The 20,957-nt window shown below is 71.6% G+C and carries 19 protein-coding genes and 1 pseudogene; 18 read left to right on the top strand and 2 right to left on the bottom strand.

Annotation, left to right across the window (positions count from 1 at the left end; genetic code table 11):
- Positions 1-273: 273 nt before the first annotated feature.
- From pgsA to IG02_RS0128570, 15 genes are all read left to right on the top strand, one after another.
- Positions 274-1,005 carry a phosphatidylinositol phosphate synthase gene (gene pgsA, locus IG02_RS0128640; protein WP_030754296.1) on the top strand — a complete coding sequence of 244 codons (732 nt, stop codon included), beginning with the start codon at positions 274-276 and terminating at the stop codon, positions 1,003-1,005.
- Positions 1,002-2,027, top strand: a complete 1,026-nt coding sequence (locus IG02_RS0128635) for a phosphatidylinositol mannoside acyltransferase (RefSeq protein ID WP_078854913.1) — start codon at positions 1,002-1,004, stop codon at positions 2,025-2,027. The genes pgsA and IG02_RS0128635 overlap by 4 nt, the downstream gene beginning before the upstream one ends.
- The gene (locus IG02_RS0128630; protein ID WP_030754292.1) at positions 2,024-3,184 is read left to right on the top strand and encodes a glycosyltransferase family 4 protein; all 1,161 of its coding nucleotides are present in this window, start codon (positions 2,024-2,026) and stop codon (positions 3,182-3,184) included. Before IG02_RS0128635 ends, IG02_RS0128630 begins: the two co-directional genes overlap by 4 nt.
- 162 nt (positions 3,185-3,346) lie before the next feature.
- Positions 3,347-3,895: a membrane protein gene (locus IG02_RS0128625; protein WP_030754290.1), complete on the top strand. Its 549-nt coding sequence runs from the start codon at positions 3,347-3,349 to the stop codon at positions 3,893-3,895.
- 110 nt (positions 3,896-4,005) lie between these two features.
- Entirely contained in the window at positions 4,006-4,920 is a 915-nt protein-coding gene (pdxS, locus tag IG02_RS0128620; RefSeq protein WP_030754288.1) for a pyridoxal 5'-phosphate synthase lyase subunit PdxS, read from the top strand.
- A 6-nt stretch (positions 4,921-4,926) separates the two neighbouring features.
- A complete protein-coding gene (gene pdxT / locus IG02_RS0128615) occupies positions 4,927-5,535 on the top strand; it encodes a pyridoxal 5'-phosphate synthase glutaminase subunit PdxT (RefSeq protein WP_030754285.1) in 609 nt (202 codons plus the stop codon).
- A 61-nt stretch (positions 5,536-5,596) separates the two neighbouring features.
- Entirely contained in the window at positions 5,597-6,349 is a 753-nt protein-coding gene (locus IG02_RS0128610) for a YebC/PmpR family DNA-binding transcriptional regulator (RefSeq protein WP_030754282.1), read from the top strand.
- A gap of 210 nt (positions 6,350-6,559) precedes the next feature.
- On the top strand, positions 6,560-7,126 hold the full coding sequence (gene ruvC / locus IG02_RS0128605; protein ID WP_030754279.1) for a crossover junction endodeoxyribonuclease RuvC: 567 nt from the start codon (positions 6,560-6,562) through the stop codon (positions 7,124-7,126).
- Complete coding sequence (gene ruvA / locus IG02_RS0128600) at positions 7,123-7,749, top strand: Holliday junction branch migration protein RuvA (RefSeq protein ID WP_030754277.1); 627 nt, start codon at positions 7,123-7,125, stop codon at positions 7,747-7,749. Before ruvC ends, ruvA begins: the two co-directional genes overlap by 4 nt.
- 108 nt (positions 7,750-7,857) lie before the next feature.
- Positions 7,858-8,949 (top strand): Holliday junction branch migration DNA helicase RuvB, encoded by a 1,092-nt coding sequence (gene ruvB, locus IG02_RS0128595; RefSeq protein WP_030754273.1) that lies wholly within the window; start codon positions 7,858-7,860, stop codon positions 8,947-8,949.
- Between the two features lie 177 nt (positions 8,950-9,126).
- A complete protein-coding gene (yajC, locus tag IG02_RS0128590) occupies positions 9,127-9,675 on the top strand; it encodes a preprotein translocase subunit YajC (protein ID WP_030754270.1) in 549 nt (182 codons plus the stop codon).
- 144 nt (positions 9,676-9,819) lie between these two features.
- Positions 9,820-11,631: a protein translocase subunit SecD gene (gene secD, locus IG02_RS0128585; RefSeq protein WP_030754268.1), complete on the top strand. Its 1,812-nt coding sequence runs from the start codon at positions 9,820-9,822 to the stop codon at positions 11,629-11,631.
- Between the two features lies 1 nt (position 11,632).
- Positions 11,633-12,754 carry a protein translocase subunit SecF gene (gene secF, locus IG02_RS0128580; protein WP_030754265.1) on the top strand — a complete coding sequence of 374 codons (1,122 nt, stop codon included), beginning with the start codon at positions 11,633-11,635 and terminating at the stop codon, positions 12,752-12,754.
- Positions 12,751-13,296: an adenine phosphoribosyltransferase gene (locus IG02_RS0128575; RefSeq protein ID WP_030754262.1), complete on the top strand. Its 546-nt coding sequence runs from the start codon at positions 12,751-12,753 to the stop codon at positions 13,294-13,296. The genes secF and IG02_RS0128575 overlap by 4 nt, the downstream gene beginning before the upstream one ends.
- Positions 13,297-13,493: 197 nt before the next feature.
- The gene (locus tag IG02_RS0128570) at positions 13,494-16,094 is read left to right on the top strand and encodes a RelA/SpoT family protein (protein WP_030754259.1); all 2,601 of its coding nucleotides are present in this window, start codon (positions 13,494-13,496) and stop codon (positions 16,092-16,094) included.
- Between the two features lie 92 nt (positions 16,095-16,186).
- Here the strand turns inward: IG02_RS0128570 and IG02_RS0128565 are convergent, their stop codons facing one another.
- Together IG02_RS0128565 and IG02_RS0128560 are read right to left on the bottom strand one after the other, a co-directional pair.
- The gene (locus IG02_RS0128565; RefSeq protein ID WP_030754257.1) at positions 16,187-17,416 is read right to left on the bottom strand and encodes a DUF349 domain-containing protein; all 1,230 of its coding nucleotides are present in this window, start codon (positions 17,414-17,416) and stop codon (positions 16,187-16,189) included.
- Positions 17,417-17,567: 151 nt separating this feature from the next.
- Positions 17,568-18,356, bottom strand: coding sequence for a peptidylprolyl isomerase (locus tag IG02_RS0128560; protein ID WP_030754254.1), 789 nt, complete (start codon positions 18,354-18,356; stop codon positions 17,568-17,570).
- Positions 18,357-18,564: 208 nt separating this feature from the next.
- On the opposite strand from IG02_RS0128560, the gene IG02_RS0128555 reads away from it, so the two are divergent.
- The 3 genes and pseudogenes from IG02_RS0128555 to IG02_RS0128545 all read left to right on the top strand — a co-directional run.
- Positions 18,565-19,281, top strand: a complete 717-nt coding sequence (locus IG02_RS0128555) for an MBL fold metallo-hydrolase (protein ID WP_030754252.1) — start codon at positions 18,565-18,567, stop codon at positions 19,279-19,281.
- A 13-nt stretch (positions 19,282-19,294) separates the two neighbouring features.
- Positions 19,295-20,557 carry a histidine--tRNA ligase gene (hisS, locus tag IG02_RS0128550; RefSeq protein WP_030754250.1) on the top strand — a complete coding sequence of 421 codons (1,263 nt, stop codon included), beginning with the start codon at positions 19,295-19,297 and terminating at the stop codon, positions 20,555-20,557.
- 210 nt (positions 20,558-20,767) lie between these two features.
- Positions 20,768-20,957: pseudogene (locus IG02_RS0128545) on the top strand (hypothetical protein); the annotation flags it as partial.

The following is a 20,957-nucleotide window of genomic DNA, read 5'->3' as shown; positions in this document are numbered from 1 at the left end:
TGGAGGGAGATGGGTGATGTGGGAGTCGGGGAGCGGGCGTGGCGGGCGGAGAGCCGTCCGGCGGCTCCCACGGCGCCCTCGCCGGTCCTTCGAGCTTCGCACTCCGGCCATGGTGCGTCCATACGTCGTACCCGCGGCCCCGGCCAGGGTGGGCGGCGGTGCGGCGATGGGGGCGTGGCTACGATGGGCCTGACCTGTCGGCCCCAGGACCTGGACCGGCCGGCCCGCCGGTGGCCGTAGGGGCCGCCCGGCACACCGAACCTCGGGAAGGCCATGCTGAACAAGTACGCGCGTGCATTCTTCACGCGTGTCCTCACACCGTTCGCAGCGTTTCTGCTCCGTCGTGGAGTCAGCCCCGACGCGGTCACGCTCGTCGGTACCGTCGGGGTGATGGCGGGCGCGCTGGTCTTCTTCCCGCGCGGGGAGTTCTTCTGGGGGACGATCGTCATCACGGTCTTCGTCTTCTCGGACCTCGTCGACGGCAACATGGCCCGGCAGGCGGGGATCTCCAGCCGCTGGGGCGCCTTCCTGGACTCGACGCTCGACCGGGTCGCCGACGGCGCCGTCTTCGGCGGATTCGCGCTCTGGTACGCGGGCACCGGCGACAACAACGTGCTCTGCGCGGTTTCGATCTTCTGCCTGGCCAGCGGCCAGGTCGTGTCGTACACCAAGGCGCGGGGCGAGTCGATCGGGCTGCCGGTCGCCGTCAACGGGCTGGTGGAGCGCGCGGAGCGGCTGGTCATCTCGCTGGTCGCGGCCGGGCTGGCCGGACTGGGCGCCTTCGGAGTGCCGGGCATCGGGATCCTGCTGCCGATCGCGCTGTGGGTCGTGGCCGTGGGCAGCGCGGTGACGCTCGGCCAGCGGGTCGTCACCGTACGGCGGGAGGCGGCGGAGGCCGACGCGGCGGCGCGCGCCGACGGGCCGTCCGACGGGCGCTCCGGCAAGCCGTCCGACGGGCCGAGCGGTGCCGACAGCGGCCGGCGGGGGAGCGAGGCGGCGTCATGAGCGAGGTGCGCGAACGGCTGACCGACGCGCTCTACGGCCTCGGCTGGAGCACGGTCAAGAAGCTGCCCGAGCCGGTGGCCGTCGCCCTCGGCCGGGCCGTCGCCGACGCCGCGTGGAAGCGGCGCGGCAAGGGCGTCCTGCGGCTGGAGGCCAATCTCGCCCGCGTGGTGCCGGACGCGGGTCCCGAGCGGCTGGCCGCGCTGTCCCGGGCCGGCATGCGCTCGTACACGCGGTACTGGATGGAGTCGTTCCGGCTGCCGGCCTGGAGCAGGGAGCGGGTGCGCGACAGCGTCGAGGTCAAGGACATCGACCTCCTGACCGACACGCTGGCCACCGGGCGCGGTGTCGTGCTCGCGCTGCCGCACCTGGCCAACTGGGACCTGGCCGGCGTCTGGGCCACCAGGGTCCTCGGGGTGCCCTTCACGACGGTCGCGGAGCGGCTGAAGCCGGAGTCGCTGTACGACAGGTTCGTGGCGTACCGCGAGGGCCTGGGCATGGAGGTGCTGCCGCACACCGGCGGGTCCGCCTTCGGCGCCCTGGCGCGCCGGCTGCGCGCCGGCGGGCTGGTGTGCCTGGTCGCGGACCGGGACCTGGCGGAGTCCGGTGTCGAGGTGGACTTCTTCGGCCACCGCGCCCGGATGCCGGCGGGCCCGGCGCTGCTGGCCCAGCAGACCGGGGCGCTGCTGCTGCCGGTCACGCTGTGGTACGACGACGCGACGATGATGCGGGGGCGTGTCCTGCCGCCCGTCGAGGTGCCCGGGACAGGCACGCGCGCCGAGAAGACGTCTGTGATGACACAGGCGATGGCCGATGCCTTCGCCGGCGGGATCGCCGAGCACCCGGAGGACTGGCACATGCTGCAGCGACTGTGGACCGCCGATCTGGACGGGTCCTCCGGGCCGCGACGGGGGCCCGGACCGGAATCCTCCCGACCGGGGCCTCCGCGCCAGGGGGCCGCCCAGCAGGAGTCCTCACGACCCGGCTCCTGCGACCAGGGGCCGTCCCGACAGGAGTCCCGGTGAAGATCGGCATCGTCTGCCCGTACTCCTGGGACGTGCCGGGCGGCGTCCAGTTCCACATCCGGGACCTGGCGGAACACCTGATCCGACGGGGTCACGAGGTGTCCGTCCTGGCGCCCGCCGACGACGAGACCCCGCTGCCGCCGTACGTCGTCTCCGCCGGCCGCGCGGTGCCCGTGCCGTACAACGGCTCCGTGGCGCGGCTGAACTTCGGTTTCCTGTCGGCGGCACGGGTGCGGCGGTGGCTGCACGACGGCACGTTCGACGTGATCCACATCCACGAGCCGGCCTCGCCGTCCCTGGGGCTGCTCGCCTGCTGGGCGGCGCAGGGCCCCATCGTGGCGACGTTCCACACCTCGAACCCCCGCTCGCGGGCCATGATCGCGGCGTATCCGATCCTCCAGCCCGCGCTGGAGAAGATCAGCGCCCGGATCGCGGTGAGCGAGTACGCCCGCCGGACGCTGGTCGAACACCTGGGCGGCGACGCCGTGGTCATCCCGAACGGCGTCGACGTCGACTTCTTCGCCAAGGCCGGGGAGGAGCCGGCGTGGCAGGGCCGCACGATCGGCTTCATCGGCCGCATCGACGAGCCGCGCAAGGGGCTGCCGGTGCTGATGCGGGCCCTGCCGAAGATCCTCGCGGCGTACCCGGAGACCCGGCTGCTGGTGGCGGGGCGCGGAGACGAGAAGGAGGCCGTGGAGTCGCTTCCGGCGCCGCTGCGGGAGCGTGTCGAGTTCCTCGGGATGGTCAGCGACGAGGACAAGGCCCGGCTGCTGCGCAGCGTCGACCTGTACGTCGCGCCGAACACCGGCGGTGAGAGCTTCGGCATCATCCTGGTCGAGGCGCTTTCGGCGGGCGCGGCGGTCCTGGCGAGCGACCTGGACGCGTTCGCGCAGGTCCTGGACCACGGCGCGGCGGGCGAGCTGTTCGCCAACGAGGACGCGGACGCCCTGGCGAACGCGGCGGTACGGCTGCTGGGGGACGCGGCGCGGCGGGCGGAGCTGCGGGAGCGGGGGAGCGCGCACGTGCGGCGGTTCGACTGGTCGACGGTCGGGGCGGACATCCTGGCGGTGTACGAGACGGTGGCGGACGGCGCGGCGTCGGTGGCGACGGACGACCGGCCGGGGCTGCGGGCGAGGTTCGGCCTGGCGCGGGACTGACGAGGTCCCCGCGGGGCGCGGGCCTCGGCCGGGGCCTGGAGGTGTCTGCCGGTGGTCCCGGAGACCGCACAGCTGTAGCCGTCCGCCGGCCCCCGGCACCCCCCACCGGGCGCCCGCGCACCCCACGGCCCGCCGCGAGGGCGACCGGTAACGTTGGGCCGCGTGATCGAAACCCTCATCTGGATCGTCGTCGCCGTCGTCGCGATCGGGCTCTACCTCAGCTGGACCGCCGGCCGTCTCGATCGTCTGCACACGCGTATCGACGCCGCTCGCGCGGCGCTCGACGCGCAGCTCCTGCGGCGGGCGTCGGTCGCGCAGGAGCTGGCGACCTCGGGGGTGCTCGATCCCGCCGCGTCGATCGTGCTGTACCAGGCCGCGCACGCCGCCCGGCAGGCCGAGGAGGAGCAGCGCGAGGTCGCGGAGAGCGAGCTGAGCCAGGCGCTGCGCGCCGTGTTCGGGGAGGCGGCGCAGGTGGAGGCCGTACGGGCGGCGCCGGGCGGCGAGGAGGCCGCCGGGGAGCTGGCCGCGGCCGTGCGCCGGGTGCCGATGGCCCGGCGGTTCCACAACGACACCGTGCGCGCCGCCCGCGCCCTGCGGCGGCACCGTACGGTCCGCTGGTTCCGGCTGGCGGGCCATGCCGCGTTTCCGCTGGCGTTCGAGATGGACGACGAGCCACCCGCCGCCCTGGCGGACCGTCCGGGCAGCGCCTGACCGACGGGAACGATCCACCGGCTGTTCATTGGCCCTTGTCCCGGGTGGTGTCCGCGGCGTCTCCTTTCGGTGGCAGTTCTCCGCTTTCAGCCCCTTGAGAGGTCACTTCCGTGTCCAGCACGCTCCCCACCACCCCCCAGACCCCCGAGACCGGCACCGCACGCGTCAAGCGCGGCATGGCGGAGCAGCTCAAGGGCGGTGTGATCATGGACGTCGTCACCCCGGAGCAGGCCAGGATCGCCGAGGACGCCGGCGCGGTCGCCGTGATGGCGCTGGAGCGGGTGCCCGCCGACATCCGTAAGGACGGCGGCGTCGCCCGGATGTCCGACCCGGACATGATCGAGTCCATCATCGGCGCCGTCTCGATCCCCGTCATGGCCAAGTCCCGGATCGGCCACTTCGTGGAGGCCCAGGTCCTGCAGTCCCTCGGCGTGGACTACATCGACGAGTCCGAGGTGCTCACCCCGGCCGACGAGGTCAACCACTCCGACAAGTGGGCCTTCACCACGCCGTTCGTCTGCGGCGCCACCAACCTGGGCGAGGCGCTGCGCCGGATCGCCGAGGGCGCGGCCATGATCCGTTCCAAGGGCGAGGCCGGCACGGGCAACGTCGTGGAGGCCGTCCGGCACCTGCGGCAGATCAAGGGCGGGATCGCCAAGCTGCGCGGCTGCGACAACAACGAGCTGTACGCGGCGGCCAAGGAGCTGCGGGCCCCGTACGAGCTGGTCAAGGAGGTCGCCGAACTCGGCAAGCTGCCCGTGGTGCTGTTCTCCGCCGGTGGTGTGGCCACCCCCGCCGACGCCGCGCTGATGCGTCAGCTCGGCGCCGAGGGCGTCTTCGTCGGCTCCGGCATCTTCAAGTCCGGCGACCCGGCCAAGCGCGCCGCCGCGATCGTGAAGGCGACCACCTTCCACGACGACCCGAAGATCATCGCGGACGCGTCCCGGGACCTGGGAGAGGCCATGGTCGGCATCAACTGCGACACGCTCCCCGAGAACGAGCGCTACGCGAACCGGGGCTGGTAACCGCCGATGCCCACCACCTCCGGAACGCGGGCTCCCGTGATCGGGGTCCTGGCCCTCCAGGGCGACGTACGCGAACACCTCGCCGCCCTGGCCGCCACGGGCGCCGAGGCCAGGACCGTACGCCGCCCCGAGGAACTCGACTCCGTGGCCGGGCTGGTGATCCCCGGCGGCGAGTCCACCACCATGTCCAAGCTCGCCGCGCTCTTCGGGCTGCTGGAGCCGCTGCGCGCCCGGGTACGGGACGGGCTGCCGGTGTACGGCACCTGCGCCGGGATGATCATGCTGGCCGACAAGATCCTCGATCCCCGCTCGGGGCAGGAGACGATCGGCGGGATCGACATGATCGTCCGCCGGAACGCCTTCGGCAGGCAGAACGAGTCGTTCGAGGCGGCGGTGGCGGTCGCGGGCGTCGACGGAGGGCCCGTGGACGGCGTCTTCATCCGGGCGCCCTGGGTGGAGTCGGTGGGCGCCGAGGTCGAGGTGCTGGCCGAGCACGGCGGCCACGTCGTGGCCGTACGTCAGGGAAACGCGCTGGCCACGTCGTTCCACCCGGAACTCACCGGCGACCACCGGCTGCACCGTCTCTTCGGCGAGATGGTGCGCGACTCGGGGTGAGCCGAGCCCGGTAGGATCGCTGCCGAAGGAGCAGAACCGGTTACGCGAAGGAGACAGGCAGATGTCCGGCCACTCTAAATGGGCTACGACGAAGCACAAGAAGGCCGTGATCGATGCCAAGCGCGGCAAGCTCTTCGCGAAGCTGATCAAGAACATCGAGGTCGCGTCGCGCACCGGCGGCGCCGACCCCGACGGCAACCCGACCCTCTTCGATGCCATCCAGAAGGCGAAGAAGAGCTCGGTGCCCAACAAGAACATCGACTCGGCGGTCAAGCGCGGCGCCGGCCTGGAGGCCGGTGGCGCCGACTACGAGACGATCATGTACGAGGGCTACGGCCCGAACGGGGTGGCGGTGCTCATCGAGTGCCTCACCGACAACCGCAACCGGGCGGCGTCCGACGTCCGCGTCGCGATGACCCGTAACGGCGGCTCGATGGCCGACCCGGGCTCCGTCTCCTACCTCTTCAACCGCAAGGGCGTCGTGATCGTCCCCAAGGGCGGGCTGAGCGAGGACGACGTGCTGGGCGCGGTGCTGGACGCGGGCGCCGAGGAGGTCAACGACCTCGGCGACACCTTCGAGGTGCTCAGTGAGGCCACCGACCTGGTCGCGGTCCGTACCGCGCTCCAGGAGGCCGGCATCGACTACGACTCGGCCGACGCCAACTTCGTGCCGACCATGCAGGTCGAGCTGGACGAGGAGGGCGCCCGCAAGATCTTCAAGCTGATCGACGCCCTGGAGGACAGCGACGACGTGCAGAACGTCTTCGCCAACTTCGACGTCTCGGACGACGTGATGGAGAAGGTCGACGCCTGAGTGACGCGGCCTCACCCGGACCCGCCTCACCTGACCGCCCGCACCTGACGGGCCGACGGGCCCGGTCACCCGTCGGCCGGTTCGGCGCCCGGCCGCCGTCCCGCACCGCCCCGACGATGTCGGCCCGCCCGTTGTCAGTGGCGACCGCTACTGTGCTGATCAGGGTTTTCACCCGAGGGTGGAACGAGTGATCGAAAGAGTGGGGGCGCGATGCGGGTGCTGGGAGTCGACCCCGGGCTGACCCGGTGCGGTGTGGGTGTCGTGGAGGGCACGGCGGGCCGCCCGTTGACGATGCTCGGCGTCGGCGTGGTCCGTACGCCCTCGGACGCGGAGATCGGCGACCGGCTGGTCGCCATCGAGCAGGGCATAACGCACTGGCTGGACGAGCACCGGCCCGAACTCGTCGCGGTGGAGCGGGTGTTCGCCCAGCACAATGTCCGTACGGTCATGGGCACCGCGCAGGCCAGCGCCGTCGCCGTGCTCTGCGCCTCCCGGCGCGGCATCCCCGTCGCCCTGCACACCCCCAGCGAGGTCAAGGCCGCCGTCACTGGCAGTGGCCGGGCGGACAAGGCACAGGTCGGCGCGATGGTGACCAGGCTGCTCCGGCTGGCCGCGCCGCCCAAACCGGCCGACGCCGCGGACGCCCTCGCGCTCGCCATCTGTCACATCTGGCGCGCGCCCGCCCTGAACCGCCTGCGGCAGGCACAGTCCGCGGCCCGCCCCTCCCGCCTTCCCGCCTCGCCCCCGTCCTCCTCCGTACGGAAGGTCACGCGATGATCGCCTTCGTCAGCGGCCCGGTCGCAGCCCTCGCCCCGACCACGGCGGTCGTCGAGGTCGGCGGCGTCGGCATGGCCGTCCAGTGCACGCCCGCGACGCTGGCCGAGCTGCGGATCGGTCAGGAAGCGCGGCTCGCCACGTCCCTGGTGGTCCGCGAGGACTCCCTGACGCTGTACGGCTTCGCGGACGACGACGAGCGGCAGGTCTTCGAACTGGTGCAGACCGCCAGCGGCGTCGGACCCCGGCTTGCCCAGGCCATGCTCGCCGTGCACACTCCCGACGCCCTGCGCCGCGCGGTCTCCACCGGCGACGAGAAGGCGCTGACCGCCGTCCCCGGCATCGGCAAGAAGGGCGCCCAGAAACTCCTGCTGGAGCTGAAGGACCGGCTCGGCGAGCCGGTCGGCACGGGCGGGGCGCGGCAGGGGGCGGTCGCCGCCGCCCCCGCCTCCTGGGCCGAGCAGCTGCACTCCGCCCTCATCGGCCTCGGCTACGCGGCCCGGGACGCGGACGAGGCCGTCGCCCAGGTCACCCCGCAGGCCGAGGCCGCCCTCGCCGACGGGGGGCAGCCGCCCGTGCCCCAGCTGCTGCGCGCCGCTCTCCAGAGCCTGAACAGAACGCGGTGAGCCCCGCCCGGTCCGCTCCCGCCACACGGGGGACGCATGGACCGGGCCCTGCGCCGTGCCGTACTTCCCGGGCGCCCCGACGCGCCCGACTCCCCGAGGTGAAACTGCGTGAACCCGGACGACACCAGCAGCGAGACCCCGACCCCGCCGAGGGCGGACGCGGCCGAACGGCTCGTCGGCGCGTCCGCCGACGGCGAGGACCAGGCGGTCGAGGCGGCGCTGCGGCCCACGTCGCTGGGCGAGTTCGTGGGCCAGGAGCGGGTGCGCGAGCAGCTCGACCTGGTCCTGAAGGCGGCCCGGGCCCGTGGCGCCACCGCCGACCACGTCCTGCTCTCCGGGGCACCGGGCCTCGGCAAGACCACGCTGTCCATGATCATCGCGGCCGAGATGAACGCGCCGATCCGGATCACCTCGGGTCCCGCCATCCAGCACGCCGGGGACCTCGCCGCGATCCTCTCCTCCCTCCAGGAGGGTGAAGTCCTCTTCCTGGACGAGATCCACCGGATGTCCCGCCCGGCGGAGGAGATGCTCTACATGGCGATGGAGGACTTCCGGGTCGACGTCATCGTCGGCAAGGGACCCGGCGCCACCGCCATCCCGCTGGAGCTGCCGCCGTTCACCCTGGTCGGGGCCACGACCAGGGCCGGACTGCTGCCGCCCCCGCTGCGTGACCGCTTCGGCTTCACCGGCCACATGGAGTTCTACGAGAGCGCCGAACTGGAGCGCGTGCTGCACCGCTCGGCGCGCCTGCTGGAGCTGGAGATCGACGCCGAAGGGGCGGCCGAGATCGCCGGCCGCTCCCGGGGCACGCCCCGCATCGCCAACCGGCTGCTGCGCCGGGTCCGTGACTACGCCCAGGTCAAGGCCGACGGCCGCATCACCCGTGAGGTGGCGGCCATGGCCCTGAAGGTGTACGAGGTCGACTCGCGCGGTCTGGACCGGCTCGACCGGGCGGTGCTGCACGCCCTGCTCAAGCTCTTCGCCGGGGGGCCGGTGGGGCTGTCCACCCTGGCGGTGGCCGTGGGGGAGGAGCGGGAGACGGTGGAGGAGGTCGCGGAGCCCTTTCTCGTACGGGAGGGACTGCTGGCGCGCACGCCGCGCGGCCGGATCGCCACGCCCGCGGCCTGGTCCCACCTCGGGCTCGTACCCCCGCCGCAGACGCCCGGCGCGGGCGGGCAACAGGGCCTGTTCGGAGCGTGAGGGGCGCGAGCAGCGACGCGGGCGCCCCGGGTCAGGAACCCCGACGCCTCGCCGGGCGTTGTTCCAACGATGCGGACTCGCTTAGACTCCGCCGATGCCGCCCTTCATGGTCGGCGTGCCCACCCCCCGTAGACCAGGCCGCTCGACAGCGCGGTCGTGCGAAGGAAGTACCCTCCCGTGAGTCTCGCTGCCCTCTTCCCCTTCATCCTGCTCATCGGAGCGATGCTCCTGATGACCCGGTCCGCCAAGAAGAAGCAGCAGCAAGCTGTTGCGATGCGTGACCAGATGCAGTCCGGTTCCGGTGTCCGCACCATCGGGGGCATGTACGCCACGGTCAAGGAGGTGCGCCACGACACGGTCCTGCTCGAGGTCGCTCCCGGCGTGCACGCCATTTACGCGAAGAACGCGATCGGGGCGGTGCTGGAGGACGACGAGTACAACCGCATCGTGCACGGCGACGACCCGATCGGTGACGACACCTCCGTCGTCGTCCCGGACGACGCCTCCTCGCTGACCGACGCCGACGCCACCGTCTCGGAGGACACCACGGCCGAGGCCGCCGAGAAGCCGGAGAAGGACGCCAAGGACGCCGAGGACACGACGGATGGCACCAAGATCGACCTGGTGAAGGGCGCCGAGGCCGACGGCGACGCGGCCCGGGACGTGAAGGACGCGAAGCCCGAGCCCAAGGACGGCAAGGGCGACGGCGACACCGACGCGAAGTAGCCACGTCCACGGCGGCCGGCCGGCCGGGCGGCCACCGCCGCCCACGGCCCGGGCGGAATCCTGCGGGGGCAGGCCCCCACTACACTTCGTGGCCGCTCCGGCACACACCCGGACCGGGGCGGTTGGACAGGGAGAATCGAGAAGGTGGCAGCACCCAACAAGGGCAAGGGCAGAAAGCCGGCGGGCTCGCCAGGGAGGCCGGGGCGCACCCTGGTGTTCTTCCTGATCGCCATGGTCGCCCTCACCGGCGGGATGTTCTGGTCCGGTCATGTCACTCCGCGGCTGGGGATCGACCTGGCCGGCGGCACGAGCATCACGCTCGAGGCGAAGAACACGCCGGGCAAGCCGAACGCCATCAACAAGACCAACATGGACACGGCGGTCAGCATCATCGAGCGCCGTGTCAACGGTCTTGGCGTCTCCGAGGCCGAGGTCCAGACCCAGGGCGAGAAGAACATCATCGTCAACATCCCCCGGGGCACCAACGAGAAGCAGGCCCGGGAGCAGGTCGGTACGACCGCCCAGCTGTTCTTCCGGCCCGTGCTGACCTACCAGGCCGGCACCCCGACCGCCCCGAAGCCCTCCGGGAGCCCTTCGCCGGGAGCCTCGGCGGACAAGGGTGACGCGGCGGACAAGGGCGACAAGGCCGGGGAGACGGCCGACAAGCCGTCCGACCCGGCCAAGCCCTCCGCCGACGCCACCGCCCAGGGCCGGGCCGTCACCGGCGCCCTCACGGCGGACGAGACTCCCTCTCCCGGAGCTTCCTCCGACTCCGGCGGCTCGGACAAGGGTTCCGACGGCAAGGATTCCCCGAAGGACTCGCCGAGCCCGGCGCCGTCCGCCGACCCGGGGACCGCGGCCCTCCAGAAGAAGTTCGAGGAGCTGGACTGCACGACGCAGGCCGCCCGTACCAAGGCCAACCAGGGGACCACGCCCAAGGACACGATCGTGGCCTGCGGCAAGAACACCCAGGGCCAGTGGGAGAAGTACATCCTCGGTCCCGCCGAGGTCGAGGGCACGGACGTCGACGACGCCCAGGGCGTCTTCGACCAGCAGCGTGGCATGTGGATCGTCACGATGGACTTCACCGGTGCCGGCACGAAGAAGTTCCAGTCGATCACCGGCAAGCTCTCGCAGCAGCAGCCGCCCATGAACCAGTTCGCCATCGTGCTCGACGGCAACGTGGTCTCGGCGCCCTCGGTGAGCCAGCGGCTCGGCGGCAGCGCCGAGATCTCCGGCAGCTTCGACCAGCAGTCCGCCCAGGACCTGGGAAACATCCTCTCCTACGGCGCGCTGCCGCTCAGCTTCCAGGAGCAGAGCGTCACGACGGTCACGCCCGCGCTGGGCGGTGAGCAGCTGGAGGCGGGCCTGATCGCCGGTGCGATCGGCCTCGCCCTGGTGATCGTCTACCTGGTGGCCTACTACCGGGGCCTCGCCGCGATCGCGATCGTCAGCCTCATCGCCTCCGGGATCCTGACGTACACGATCATGGCGCTGCTCGGCCCCGCCATCGGGTTCGCGCTGAACCTGCCCGCGGTCTGCGGTGCGATCGTCGCCATCGGTATCACCGCGGACTCGTTCATCGTCTACTTCGAACGGATCCGCGACGAGATCCGGGAGGGCCGTACGCTCCGGCCCGCGGTCGAGCGGGCCTGGCCGCGCGCCCGGCGCACGATCCTGGTCTCCGACTTCGTGTCGTTCCTCGCCGCCGCGGTGCTGTTCCTGGTGACCGTCGGAAAGGTCCAGGGCTTCGCCTTCACCCTCGGTCTGACCACCCTGCTCGACGTGGTCGTGGTGTTCTTCTTCACCAAGCCGGTGATGACGCTCCTCGCCCGGAAGAAGTTCTTCGCCGGTGGCCACTCCTGGTCCGGACTGGACCCGAAGAGGCTCGGCGTCCAGCCGCCGCTGCGCCGCTCCCGCCGTATCAGCGCCCCCATCGACCCGAAGGAGGCGTGAGATGTCGAGACTCGGCGTACTCGGCGCCCGGCTCTACCGCGGCGAAGTCGGCTACGACTTCGTCGGGAAGCGCAAGATCTGGTACGGGATCTCGATCCTGATCACCATCACGGCCATCGTCGGCCTGGCGGTGCGCGGCCTGCACCTGGGCATTGAGTTCCAGGGCGGCGCCGTCTTCACCACCCCGAGCACGAGCGCCACGGTGACCCAGGCCCAGGAGATCACCCAGAAGGCGTCGGGGCACCCCGCGATCGTCCAGAAGCTCGGCAGCGGCGGACTGCGGATCCAGGTCACCGAGCTGGACACCCAGCAGGCCAACGCCGTGAAGAGCCAGCTGGCCGACAGCCTGAAGGTCGACGAGACGAAGATCAACGCCGACCTCGTCGGGCCGAACTGGGGCGAGACCATCGCCAACAAGGCGTGGACCGGCCTCGGGATCTTCATGATCCTGGTGGTGATCTACCTCGCGATCGCCTTCGAATGGCGGATGGCCCTCGCGGCCCTGATCGCCCTGATCCACGACCTCACGATCACCGTCGGTGTGTACGCGCTGGTGGGATTCGAGGTCACCCCGGGCACGGTGATCGGTCTGCTGACCATCCTCGGTTACTCCCTGTACGACACGGTGGTGGTCTTCGACAGCCTCAAGGAAGGCACGAAGGACATCACCAAGCAGACCCGCTGGACCTATGGCGAGATCGCCAACCGGTCGATCAACAGCACGCTGGTGCGGTCCATCAACACCACCGTGGTCGCGCTGCTGCCGGTGGCGGGACTGCTGTTCATCGGCGGTGGCGTCCTCGGCGCCGGCATGCTGAACGACATCTCGCTGTCGCTCTTCGTCGGCCTCGCGGCGGGCGCGTACTCCTCGATCTTCATCGCCACCCCGCTGGTCGCCGACTTCAAGGAGCGCGACCCGAAGATGCGGGCGCTGCGCAAGCGGGTGCTCGCCAAGCGGGAGGCCTCCGCCGCCAAGGGCGAGCCCGCCGAGGCGGGCGCGGACGCAGGCGCGCCCGGTGCGGCCGTGGGCAGCGACGAGGACGACCCGCAGGACGCGGCACCCGCCGTGGCGGGCCAGCGTGGCCGCGGTGGACGCGGCCGGTCCACGGGCAGGCGCCGATGACCGACCAGAGCACGCGGGAGCTGCTGCTCAGCCGCATCCGTGACGTTGCCGACTACCCCAAGCCCGGAGTGGTGTTCAAGGACATCACCCCGCTGCTGGCCGACCCGAAGGCGTTCACCGCGCTGACGGAGGCGCTGGCCGAGACGTGCGTACGGCACGGGGCGACGAAGATCATCGGCCTGGAGGCGCGCGGCTTCATCCTCGCCGCGCCGGTGGCGGTCCGCGCGGGCGTCGGGTTCATCCCCGTACGCAAGGCGGGCAAGCTCCCCGGCGCGACCCTGGCACAGGCGTACGAGCTGGAGTACGGCACCGCCGAGATCGAGGTGCACGCCGAGGACCTGGAGGCGGGAGACCGCGTCCTCGTCATCGACGACGTGCTCGCCACCGGTGGCACCGCCGAGGCGTCGCTGGAGCTGGTCCGGCGGGCGGGCGCCGACGTCGTCGGCGTCGCCGTCCTGATGGAGCTCGCGTTCCTGAAGGGACGGGAGCGACTGGAGCCCGCCCTGCACGGGGCGCCGCTGGAGGCCCTGATCACGCTCTGAGCGCGGGCGGAAGCCACGCGTGGTCGATACGCGCGGCGCGCACACGACGGACGGGCACCCGGGAACAACCGGGTGCCCGTCCCGCGTTGTGGGACCCCGGTCCGATTCCGCCCCCGGGAGAACCGGACCCCTGAGGTCAGTACCATGGAACTTCCCCGGGCCCGACCCGGGCCCTGGATCCGCTACGAGGAGCGCTCTTGCCAGACGAGGTCCAGCCAGTGGCCGCCGTGCCGTCCGAGCCCCGCCAGGACCAGCCGCGGGCCGCAGCCGCCGCGGCCGGGGACACGTCCGCCCCGGCGGACGGGACGGCCGCGCGCACGACCGCGCACGCTCCGGCAGGCACCTCCGACGCGCGCCCCGTCCAGAGCCCCGCCGGGAAGCCCGCGCCGCCCGACCGCCGGGCCTCGGCGCCCGCCGAGCGACGCCCGGCCCCGGAGCGCCCCGCGACCCCCGTCACCGCCCCCAAGCCGGGCCCCACGGCCGCGCCCCGCTCCGGCGGCTCCTCCAACCGTGTACGGGCCCGCCTCGCCCGGCTCGGGGTACAGCGCTCGTCGCCGTACAACCCGGTCCTGGAGCCCCTGCTGCGGACCGTGCGCGGCAACGACCCCAAGATCGAGACCGCGACGCTGCGCCAGATCGAGCGCGCCTACCAGGTCGCCGAGCGCTGGCACCGCGGCCAGAAGCGCAAGAGCGGCGACCCGTACATCACCCACCCCCTCGCGGTCACGACCATCCTCGCCGAGCTGGGCATGGACCCGGCCACCCTGATGGCGGGCCTGCTGCACGACACGGTCGAGGACACCGAGTACGGCCTCGACACGCTCCGCCGCGACTTCGGCGACCAGGTGGCGCTCCTGGTGGACGGCGTCACCAAGCTGGACAAGGTCAAGTTCGGCGAGGCCGCGCAGGCCGAGACCGTGCGCAAGATGGTCGTCGCCATGGCCAAGGACCCGCGCGTCCTGGTCATCAAGCTCGCGGACCGTCTGCACAACATGCGCACGATGCGCTACCTCAAACGGGAGAAGCAGGAGAAGAAGGCCCGCGAGACCCTGGAGATCTACGCTCCGCTGGCCCACCGGCTGGGCATGAACACCATCAAGTGGGAACTGGAGGACCTCGCGTTCGCGATCCTCTACCCGAAGATGTACGACGAGATCGTCCGGCTCGTCGCGGAGCGCGCCCCCAAGCGGGACGAGTACCTGGCCATAGTGACCGACGAGGTCCAGTCGGACCTGCGCGCCGCCCGCATCAAGGCCACCGTCACCGGCCGGCCCAAGCACTACTACAGCGTGTACCAGAAGATGATCGTCCGCGGCCGGGACTTCGCGGAGATCTACGACCTGGTGGGCATCCGCGTCCTGGTCGACACCGTCCGTGACTGCTACGCGGCGCTCGGCACCGTCCACGCCCGGTGGAATCCGGTCCCCGGACGGTTCAAGGACTACATCGCGATGCCCAAGTTCAACATGTACCAGTCGCTGCACACGACGGTCATCGGGCCCAACGGCAAGCCGGTCGAGCTCCAGATCCGCACCTTCGACATGCACCGCCGCGCCGAGTACGGGATCGCCGCGCACTGGAAGTACAAGCAGGAGGCCGTCGCGGGCGCCTCCAAGGTCCGCACCGACGTGCCCCGGCACGCGGGCAGGGGCGCGGGCCAGGACACCGTCAACGACATGGCGTGGCTGCGCCAGCTGCTGGACTGGCAGAAGGAGACCGAGGACCCCGGCGAGTTCCTGGAGTCGCTGCGCTTCGACCTCTCCCGAAACGAGGTCTTCGTCTTCACGCCCAAGGGCGACGTGATAGCGCTGCCCGCCGGAGCCACCCCCGTCGACTTCGCGTACGCCGTGCACACGGAGGTCGGCCACCGCACGATAGGAGCGCGCGTCAACGGGCGGCTCGTCCCGCTCGAATCGACGCTCGACAACGGCGATCTCGTGGAGGTCTTCACCTCCAAGGCGTCCGGGGCCGGCCCCTCGCGTGACTGGCTGGGCTTCGTCAAGTCGCCCCGGGCCAGGAACAAGATCCGCGCCTGGTTCTCCAAGGAACGCCGCGACGAGGCGATCGAACAGGGCAAGGACGCCATAGCGCGCGCCATGCGCAAGCAGAACCTGCCGATCCAGCGCATCCTCACCGGGGACTCGCTGGTCACGCTCGCGCACGAGATGCGCTATCCCGACATCTCGTCCCTGTACGCGGCCATCGGCGAGGGCCATGTGGCCGCCCAGGGCGTCGTCCAGAAGCTGGTGCAGGCGCTCGGCGGCGAGGAGGCCGCCAACGAGGACATCGCCGAGAGCGCCCCGCCCTCGCGCGGCCGGAGCAAGCGCCGCTCGAACGCCGACCCCGGGGTGGTCGTCAAGGGCGTCGACGACGTCTGGGTGAAGCTGGCCCGCTGCTGTACGCCGGTCCCGGGCGACCCCATCATCGGCTTCGTCACCCGGGGCAGCGGCGTCTCCGTGCACCGCGCGGACTGCGTCAACGTGGACTCGCTGTCCCAGCAGCCCGAGCGGATCCTGGAGGTCGAGTGGGCGCCGACCCAGTCGTCGGTCTTCCTGGTCGCCATCCAGGTCGAGGCGCTGGACCGGTCCCGGCTGCTGTCGGACGTCACCCGGGTGCTCTCCGACCAGCACGTGAACATCCTGTCCGCGGCCGTCCAGACCTCCCGGGACCGGGTCGCCACCTCGCGGTTCACCTTCGAGATGGGCGACCCGAAGCACCTGGGGCACGTGCTGAAGGCGGTACGGGGCGTGGAGGGCGTCTACGACGTCTACCGGGTCACCTCGGCGCGCAGGCCGTAACGGACGACGAGAGGGGTTCCCCGTACCTCAACGTACGGGGAACCCCTCTCGTCGCGCCTCACGGGCCGGTCGGGGCCGGGGCCTGGGGGGCACTAGCCGCCGAACTCCTGGAGGCCCTTCAGCGCCTGGTCCAGCAGCGCCTGGCGACCCTCCAGCTCCTTGGCGAGCTTGTCCGCCCTGGCGTTGTTGCCCGCCGCGCGCGCCGCGTCGATCTGGCCGCGCAGCTTGTCCACGGCCGCCTGGAGCTGGCCCGTCAGACCCTCGGCGCGCGCCCGCGCCTCCGGGTTCGTCCGGCGCCACTCGTTCTCCTCGGACTCCTGCAGCGCCCGCTCCACCGCGTGCATCCGGCCCTCGACCTTGGGCCGCGCGTCCCGGGGCACGTGCCCGATGGCCTCCCAGCGCTCGTTCAGGGACCGGAAGGCCGCCCTGGCCGCCTTGAGGTCCGTGACCGGGAGCAGCCGCTCGGCCTCGACCGCCAGCTCCTCCTTCAGCTTCAGGTTCTCGGCCTGCTCGGCGTCCCGCTCGGCGAAGACCTCGCCGCGCGCCGCGAAGAAGACGTCCTGGGCGCCGCGGAAGCGGTTCCACAGGTCGTCCTCCGCCTCGCGCTGGGCGCGGCCCGCCGCCTTCCAGTCCGCCATCAGCTCGCGGTACCGGGCGGCCGTCGCCCCCCAGTCCGTGGAACCGGACAGCGCCTCGGCCTCCGCGACCAGCTTCTCCTTGGTCTTACGGGCCTCCTCGCGCTGCGCGTCCAGCGCCGCGAAGTGCGCCTTGCGCCGCTTCGAGAACGCCGAGCGGGCGTGCGAGAAGCGGTGCCACAGTTCGTCGTCCGACTTCCGGTCGAGCCTCGGCAGGCCCTTCCAGGTGTCCACCAGGGCCCGCAGCCGCTCGCCCGCCGCCCGCCACTGGTCGCTCCGCGCCAGCTCCTCGGCCTCGGTGACCAGCGCCTCCTTGGCCCGGCGCGCCTCGTCGGCCTGCTTGGCGCGCTGCGCCTTGCGCTCCTCACGACGCGATTCGACGGTCGCCACCAGGGAGTCGAGCCGCGCGCGCAGCGCGTCCAGGTCTCCCACGGCGTGGTGCTCGTCGACCTGTGTCCGCAGATGGTCGATGGCGGCCATCGCATCCTTCGCGGACAGGTCGGTGGTCCTCACCCGCCGTTCGAGGAGGTCGATCTCGACGACCAGGCCCTCGTACTTGCGCTCGAAATAGGCCAGAGCCTCTTCCGGAGAGCCGGCCTGCCACGATCCGACGACCTGCTCGCCCTCGGCCGTCCGCACGTACACGGTGCCTGTGTCGTCGACACGGCCCCACGGGTCGCTGCTCACAGCGCCTCCTCCACCTGATGCCCATGAGGGGATGGGCTCCCCGGGCATCGTCCACAGTTTCCAAGGGCGGGCCTCGCCCGCCCCGCACAACGCCAATCTAGGCGACCGGCCGCCCGGCTGTCCGCACTCAGCGCGGCCGAAATTCGCAAGGTCACACCTTGTCGACCGTCGCTTTCTCGACCGTGACGGCCGTCTTGGGCGGGCCGTCGCCCCCGCCGCCCTCCACTCCGGCCTTCGCCACGGTCTCGACGGCCTTCAGGCCCTCGTCGTCCATGGTCCCGAACGGGGTGTAGGCGGGCGGGAGTTTGGAGTCCTTGTAGACCAGGAAGAACTGGCTGCCGCCGGTGTGCGGCTGGCCGGTGTTCGCCATGGCGACCGTGCCCGCCTTGTACGTGACGAGGCCGTCCGCGGCGGCCTTGCCCAGGCTCTGAAGATTCTCGTCCTCGATCGTGTAGCCCGGCCCGCCGGTGCCGTCGCCCTTCGGGTCACCGCACTGGAGGACGTGGATACCCTGCGTGGTCAGTCGGTGGCACTTCGTCTTGTCGAAGAAGCCCTTGTCCGCGAGTGACTTGAACGAGTTCACCGTGTGCGGCGTCTTCTTCGCGTCCATCGCGACCGGGATGTCGCCCTGATCGGTCTTGAGGAGCATCGTGTACTTCGCCGAGGCGTCGATCGCCATCTTCGGCTCCGGGGTGGTGCTCTCGCTCGCCGACGGCGAGGGCGGGGCCGCGGCCTCCGCCGCCTTGTCGTCCTTCTTCTTGGCGCCGTCGGTCAGACCGGTGGCGTACGCACCGACGCCGGCGGCCACCACCACGGCCAGCGTGGACGCGATGATCACATTGCGCCGTTTCGCCTTGCCCCGGGCCTCCGCCCTGCGCCGCTGCTGCCGCTCGAACTTCTCCCGCGCGAGCTGCCGCCGCCTCTGATCGCTGTTGACCACCGGGTCTTCTCCTCGTCGCTGTGAGCCTTCGGCCTGACCGGGTCCTGTCCGGCCGGTCTTCGTGGGCCCGCGAAGATCGACCGGACAGGACCCAGGCCCGTACGCTATATGGGTTCGCTGTGGATTGAGGAGCGCCGGTAGGCTCTGATCTGCCGCATTCCCCCTACGGGCGATGCGTTCCCCGACGGACGACACATAAAGGACGATCGTGCTCATTGCCGGGTTCCCCGCCGGGGCCTGGGGGACCAATTGTTACCTGGTCGCCCCGGCCGCGGGTGAGGAGTGCGTGATCATCGACCCGGGCCACCAGGCCGCCCAGGGCGTCGCGGACGCGGTCGGGAAGCATCGGCTCAAGCCCGTCGCCGTCGTCCTCACCCATGGCCACATCGACCATGTCGCCTCGGTGGTACCGGTGTGCGGAGCCCATGACGTACCGGCCTGGATCCATCCGGAGGACCGCTACATGATGAGCGACCCGGAGAAGGCCCTCGGCCGCTCCATCGGGATGCCGCTGATGGGCGAGCTGACCGTGGGGGAGCCGGACGACGTCAAGGAGCTGACCGACGGCGCCCGACTCGCCCTCGCGGGGCTGGAGTTCACCGTCGCGCACGCGCCCGGCCATACCAAGGGGTCGGTGACCTTCGGACTGCCCGAGGCCACCGGCGGAGCCGATATCCCGCCGGTCCTCTTCTCGGGCGATCTGCTGTTCGCCGGCTCCGTCGGACGCACCGACCTGCCCGGTGGCGACCACGCCGAGCTGCTCGAGTCACTGGGCCGGGTGTGCCTGCCGCTCGACGACTCGACCGTGGTGCTCTCCGGCCACGGTCCCCAGACCACCATCGGCCGGGAGCGCGCCGCCAACCCGTACCTGCGGGAGGCGGCCGCCGGCAGCGGCCCGAGCGCCGCTCCACGACGAGGAATGTGAAGCACCGATCTCCATGAGCGCCTTCCAGGCCCCCAAGGGCACGTACGACCTGATCCCGCCCGTCTCCGCGACCTACCTCGCGGTCCGGGACGCGATCTCAGAGCCCCTGCGCAACTCCGGTTACGGATACGTCGAGACCCCCGGCTTCGAGAACGTCGAGCTGTTCGCCCGGGGCGTCGGCGAGTCCACCGACATCGTCTCCAAGGAGATGTACGCCTTCGAGACCAAGGGCGGCGACCGGCTGGCACTGCGCCCCGAGGGCACCGCCTCCGTGCTGCGTGCCGCGCTCGAAGCCAATCTGCACAAGGCGGGCAACCTCCCGGTCAAGCTCTGGTACTCGGGTTCGTACTACCGTTACGAGCGCCCCCAGAAGGGCCGGTACCGCCACTTCTCCCAGGTCGGCGCCGAGGCCATCGGGGCGGAGGACCCGGCGCTGGACGCCGAGTTGATCATCCTGGCCGACCAGGCGTACCGCTCGCTCGGCCTGGCGGACTTCCGTATCCTTCTCAACTCGCTGGGCGACCAGGAGTGCCGGCCGGTCTACCGGGAGGCGCTCCAGGGTTTCCTGCGCGGGCTCGACCTGGACGAGGACACCCGCCGCCGGATCGAGATCAACCCGCTGCGGGTGCTCGACGACAAGCGCGCCGAGGTCCAGAAGCAGCTCGTCGGCGCACCGCTGTTCCGGGACTACCTGTGCGACGCGTGCAAGGCGTACCACGAGGAGGTGCGGGAACTGCTGAGCGCCGCCGGGGTGGCGTTCGAGGACGACGAGAAGCTGGTGCGCGGACTCGACTACTACACGCGCACGACCTTCGAGTTCGTCCACGACGGCCTCGGCTCGCAGTCCGCGGTGGGCGGCGGCGGACGCTACGACGGGCTGTCCGAGATGATCGGCGGCCCGGCCCTGCCGTCGGTCGGCTGGGCGCTCGGAGTGGACCGTACGGTCCTGGCGCTCCAGGCCGAGGGCATCGAACTCGACATCCCGTCCGCCACCAGCGTGTACGCGGTGCCGCTCGGCGAGGAGGCGCGCAGGCGGCTGTTCGCGGTGGTCACCGAATTGCGCAGGGCGGGAGTCGCCACGGACTTCGCCTTCGGCGGCCGGGGCCTCAAGGGCGCGATGAAGTCCGCCAACCGCTCGGGCGCGCGCTACTCGATCGTCGCGGGCGAGCGTGATCTCGCCGAGGGCGTGGCCCAGCTCAAGGACATGGAGAGCGGCGAGCAGGAGGCGGTGGCGCTCGACGCCCTCGTCCCGGAGCTGATCCGCCGGCTCGGCTGAGCGATTCCCCCACGTGTGAGGGCCCGGACGGTCGTCGGTCGACCGTCCGGGCCCTCACCCATGGGGCGCCCCGCCCGGTGTCCCGCGCGCCCGCCGCCCGCCACGTACTCGCCGATGGCCACTTATGCACGGTGAACGGTGGTCATGGGGGCGTGTGCGGCAGAATGGCCGTGCCCCTACCGGCCTCCCAGCGATGGATGGAACGGCGAAATGACACGTGCGACGGTGGACGACATCTCCTCGGACCAGGAGGAGACACGTGCCGTGCACACGGTCGGTGGGAGCCGGGCGTTGGCGCTGCTGTTGGTGGTCACGGGGGCGGCGGGGTTGCTGGCCGCGTGGGTGATCACGATCGACAAGTTCAAGCTGCTGGTGGATCCGGGGTTCACGCCGGGGTGCA

The organism is Streptomyces sp. NRRL F-5135, from assembly GCF_000719775.1.
In the GTDB taxonomy this organism is placed as follows: domain Bacteria; phylum Actinomycetota; class Actinomycetes; order Streptomycetales; family Streptomycetaceae; genus Streptomyces; species Streptomyces hebeiensis.
The sequence above is the reverse complement of the archived record's forward strand: the minus strand, read 5'-3'. Positions and strand labels throughout refer to the sequence as shown.